The sequence below is a fragment of the Bacteroides caecigallinarum genome (assembly GCF_021530995.1).
In the GTDB taxonomy this organism is placed as follows: domain Bacteria; phylum Bacteroidota; class Bacteroidia; order Bacteroidales; family Bacteroidaceae; genus Phocaeicola; species Phocaeicola faecigallinarum.
In genome coordinates, this window is the sequence record NZ_JADYTF010000172.1 from 1 (window position 1) to 4,679 (window position 4,679).

Consider the following 4,679-nt stretch of genomic DNA (forward strand, 5'->3'; position numbering starts at 1 on the left):
AAATATATCTTTCTTGGCCATTTTTATCAATATGTTTCCAACCACTTTTTTTTATGTAAACACTAGAAATTCCATCTACAAAGGGAGTAACATCATCAAAGAAAGTTGGAGACTTTTTACTATAAGAATATGCTCCCCTCATTTTAGAAACCATTTTCAAGGGTTCTCCATTTTCAGTTATATATCCCCATTTGTTATAGCCTAATTGCCACTTTTTTATAGGCGATACTAAAATATATCCTTCGTAAATATAACGAAACTTCGGATGAATTATGTATTCCTCTTTAAATGATTTTATTAAGCCGGTAGTGTCTATTACTCCTAATAATTTATCGTCTTTTGTGAGTAAAGCCTTACCGTTTTTGAATAGGATGTCTTGGAATTCAATTGAAGCAACGACATTGTCATTAGCGTCAATTATACCATAATAATTTCCACTTTTAACTTTATATAATCCGTTTCCTAAATCTATTTTTTCATCATAACCAAAACCTTGCGCATAAATAGTAGTGAGTGAACACAATAACGCAGTTAATATCAATAAAATTTTTCTCATATCAATTTATTATTTAATTAATCCCCAAGCCTTTAATGTCTCTCCATCACTTTCAATTGCTGATTTATATTTTTCAGATGTTTCGTCACTAAAATTCTTGCTTCTTTTTTTAAATAAATTATAAAGTTGGGTGATTTGTTTATCTCCATCTTGACTTAGACTGCCATCCAATTTCTTTTCAATGAGATTGTTAAAACTCCAATAAACTGATTTGTAATCGGTTGAATCTAGTTCTATGGCTCTATATAACAATTGATTTGCTCTTTCTAAATCGGGATTAATATTTAAAAAAGATTGTCTAGTAGTCGGTACGCTAAAGAAACGGTTGCCTTTTGAGAGTGTTAACCCACATTCAAACAATGCTGTATGGTTAAGATTGTCTTCTTGCAAGATTTTTTGTAGTTCAGCATAACCAGCTTGAACTTCTTGTTGATCCTGTGAATTTATTAATAACACATTATATTTTATTCTAGCTGGCATATAAAGGCTATCTTCTGCAAGCATTTTAAGCTCTTTCTTACCAATAATTTGCAATTGAATACTATCTTTACAGTTTAGTTTGTGAATTGCTATATCATAAAGTTCTTTAGCAGTCTGGAAAGTGATACCCCTGTCAGTCGTATATGTTTCATTTTTAGAACTCTTTCTAGTAAATATAATAAATATACAGATAACAAACATTATAACTAGTACAGATATAACACCTATTTTAATGCCTGTTCTTGAAATGGTAGATTTATTAGTAGAAATTCGCTCCAGATCTACTCTTAATTCTGCTACTGTGGCGTATCTTTTGGATTGAACTTTATCTGTTGCTTTACGAATAATTCTTTTAAAATCCACTCCATGAACATCTTTCATGGGTAAAGCTTTTCTTAAATTAGCAGATAAAATATCTTGATCTGTACCAGAAAAAGGTAAATGTCCAGTACATAGTTGGTATAAAAGAACTCCTAAGGCATATATATCAGTTGTGTAATTTTGACTTTTTACATCACCTAGTACCAATTCAGGAGCAGCATAATTTACTTTCCCCATAAAAACACCAGTGGCTGTTAAAGCCTTATCCAAGCTTTCAAGGGAAACAATTTGTTTACATATTCCGAAGTCAATTAATTTTATTTTCCCATCAATAGTAATCATTATATTAGATGGATCTATGTCTCTATGAATATATCCTCTATCATGTAACGCCATCAGTCCAGATAGAATAGATTTCATTATCCTGACAACAGCAGCTTCTTTGTTTGACTTGTATTGATTGTAGATTTCAGCTGCAAAAGGTATTTGCATGCCATTATGGTCATTTGTTATTCCATTCAAAATATCTTCTAAGGTTACTCCTATCAGCAATTCCATAATAACATGGTAATGTATTTTAACTTGAGAATTATCAGAAGACGGTGAAACAGTTTCTACAAAACCATACATTTTAATCAGATTATCATTATCAAGTTGAATCCCTGCTTCACGTCTTGCTCGTTCAACTACACGTTCTGGTATATTCTCGTAAATAGCTTTAATTGCTACAGGAGTCTGTTCACCAGTGCGTTCTACAATACGAAAACCTTTGAATACTCGTCCCATACCACCTTCTCCTAGAGGTATTGCATCTGCATCATATTCATAATAGATGCCTTTTCTTTTTTCAATATCGCCTTGAAGTCTAATTATATTCATCTTCTAAGATTTGTTAGTATCCTTCAACTCTAAGTTTTATGTCGCCAATTGATATTATATCACCTGGTACAATTATATGTCCTTCTTCAGATATTTTTTCTGAATTTACATATGTACCGTTCAAAGAGCGAACCCATTTCTTTTTTGCATTATTATCCCATTGTCCATCTCTAATATACCAGGTGTCAGTTTCATCATCAAATTCTATTGTACTATGACGACGCGATATATATGAAGTTGTCTTTTCTGATAATTCCAATACGTTAAAGACTGAATTGACAGCACGACCTATAGTAATTATTCGTTTTGGAAATGGCATTATTTCTGGCAACCGGTAAAGTTTTCCAACTTCATCACCTTGCATGACATGAAGCATAATCCCATTAGTAATAGAACTCTGAGCTTTGATTTGGTTATTTGGAGTTTCTTGGTAAATTGTTTCATTTTCCGGCAATAAATCAAGTATATCGTCAATATTTTTAATCCTATTTCCTGAATCAGCAGATAAACATTGTTCCAAAATGGGCATCCATAAATCTCGTTCTTCATGACGTACTAGACAGTTCCTATTCCAATCATCGCTTTTGGCACGTGATTGATAATGAATCCAATCCGATTCAGTGACTATTTTCCCAAAAGGTAATTCTCCTGTTAAAAGCTGAAATAGAATCACACCAAAAGCATATATATCTATAACAGGGAGTAAAGTACAACTTCTTTCCAAGCGATATAGTTCAGGTGCTTGATAAGCCAAATTTTTATCGATAAATCTTGAATGGGATTTATAGGTGTTAAACAAGGCCTTATAACGTTCACCAAATATAACATAATTAGTTAGTAATATATGTCCTCCTTCTGTAATGAGAATATTCTCAGGATTTAGAAAACAATGAACTTTTCCTGATTTATGCAAGTCTCTTAATCCATACAATATTTCTTTCACTGTTTTGAGTAAATCCAGCTTATTACTTCTAGAATATTGTGATAAAGGTATCGATCTGCGATATTCTGTAAGTAAATAGGGATTCCCGTTTACATTGCCACTCTTTATTATTCTAGCTAAATAATTACTATCTATCCTACAACTTTTAATCTCATTATCGGCACTTAAGGCAATACGTTGTTGTTTTGATGGTTCTACTTCCCAAAGTTTTATTAATTTTAGTATATATTCCTTTCCCTCTGAGTCTATTACCTTAAATTTTTGATTATTAAGTGATGTTTCAAGTACACGCTCTACGCGATACTTGTTATCTATAATATCATGTATGCGAAAGTCGCAACGTTGAGCTGTATTACTTATCATATTTTTTAGTGTTTAATCTCCTTCCAAATAGCTTCCAATACATCTAACAATTTTTCTTCATTCCATCCCCATTTATTTTTAAACAGTTCTACTGTTGGGTTAACAGAATATGATTGATTACATTCATCCACGGCTCTACGTGCAGCCTCACGAATAGACGAAGTGTTAGAACGCAGATATTTCATTCTGTTTACTAAACGAGAAAGAACGTCAACTTCTTTAGATGTTGGTGTAAATTTCGCAGACTTTAGAATGATAGGTAAAATACTTCTTATCGCAGATATTATCATAGCTTTACTTTTTTTTTGTTATTACATTAAATTCAAATAATCTATCACCCATTTTTATAATATCACCAGGTTCAAGTTTAATTCCAGCACCAGCATGTACATATGTTGAGTTATTTTGTGAACGGTCTTCTATAAACCAATATCCATCAGAGAAGAAAAGGCAAGCTTGCTCATCTTTGTCAATAGTATTGTCGTTGGGAACCGTGTTATTACGTGAAATATAAACTTCAGCACCTTCTTCGTATACTTTCTCTCTCATTTCTTTTTCGCCTGGTAGTGAAATTGGGCGTAAAGAACAATATGGTATTTCTTCATCGTTATATTCATAAACATCCTCTTCAACAGGAAGAGGAGTTTCAAAATTCTCAGGCATTTCTGCTAAGCAATTTGGGCAAGTGCGCATCCCATTTATTACAAGATAGCCACAGTTATTACATTTTATCATAATTATTCAATTTAAAAAGGTCTTAATAATAAGGTTCCAAAAGGTACACCTCGTGATACGGCTTGTCCTGCCTGAATAGAATTTTGAGGAGAAAAACCACTTTGTAATAAACTTGACGGATTCTTTCCAATATTAGAAGTTGTCCTTACAGCAGTTCCCCCTGCTTTCTCAATGAGCCCTCCTATAGGATCAATTAACATCATAATTTGATCATCAGAGGCTGATTCAAGCCATCTTATTGCGTTATTCATTAAAGACTTTAAATATCCGTCTTTAACATCTAACCGTAGCAATTCTTTTAAATATTTGATACATTCCTTTCGGATAAAACTAGCAGCCTGTCTTTTGCCATATTTTTTAACTACATATTTAGCAGCAAAGGCAACAATTACATTTATAGCC

6 protein-coding genes are annotated in these 4,679 nt (G+C 32.4%); all 6 read right to left on the minus strand.

Annotated features, from left to right (window positions below; translation table 11 throughout):
* Nucleotides 1–556: WG repeat-containing protein (locus I6E24_RS15375; protein ID WP_235329481.1), on the minus strand; the 556-nt coding region annotated here is incomplete at its 3' end.
* A gap of 9 nt (nt 557–565) precedes the next feature.
* Nucleotides 566–2,236, minus strand: coding sequence for a serine/threonine protein kinase (locus I6E24_RS15380; RefSeq protein WP_235329483.1), 1,671 nt, complete (start codon nt 2,234–2,236; stop codon nt 566–568).
* Between the two features lie 13 nt (nt 2,237–2,249).
* Nucleotides 2,250–3,542 carry a protein kinase domain-containing protein gene (locus tag I6E24_RS15385; RefSeq protein ID WP_235329485.1) on the minus strand — a complete coding sequence of 431 codons (1,293 nt, stop codon included), beginning with the start codon at nt 3,540–3,542 and terminating at the stop codon, nt 2,250–2,252.
* Between the two features lie 5 nt (nt 3,543–3,547).
* Complete coding sequence (locus I6E24_RS15390; protein WP_235329487.1) at nt 3,548–3,832, minus strand: hypothetical protein; 285 nt, start codon at nt 3,830–3,832, stop codon at nt 3,548–3,550.
* 4 nt (nt 3,833–3,836) lie between these two features.
* Complete coding sequence (locus tag I6E24_RS15395) at nt 3,837–4,277, minus strand: FHA domain-containing protein (protein ID WP_235329489.1); 441 nt, start codon at nt 4,275–4,277, stop codon at nt 3,837–3,839.
* An 11-nt stretch (nt 4,278–4,288) separates the two neighbouring features.
* A partial coding sequence (locus I6E24_RS15400; protein WP_235329491.1) for a hypothetical protein occupies nt 4,289–4,679 on the minus strand: 391 nt, incomplete at its 5' end.

Coding starts and splice junctions, on each gene's coding strand:
- I6E24_RS15390 (WP_235329487.1), bottom strand. CDS start 3,832: ATGATAATATCTGCGATAAGAAGTATTTTACCTATCATTCTAAAGTCT.
- I6E24_RS15380 (WP_235329483.1), bottom strand. CDS start 2,236: ATGAATATAATTAGACTTCAAGGCGATATTGAAAAAAGAAAAGGCATC.
- I6E24_RS15385 (WP_235329485.1), bottom strand. CDS start 3,542: ATGATAAGTAATACAGCTCAACGTTGCGACTTTCGCATACATGATATT.
- I6E24_RS15395 (WP_235329489.1), bottom strand. CDS start 4,277: ATGATAAAATGTAATAACTGTGGCTATCTTGTAATAAATGGGATGCGC.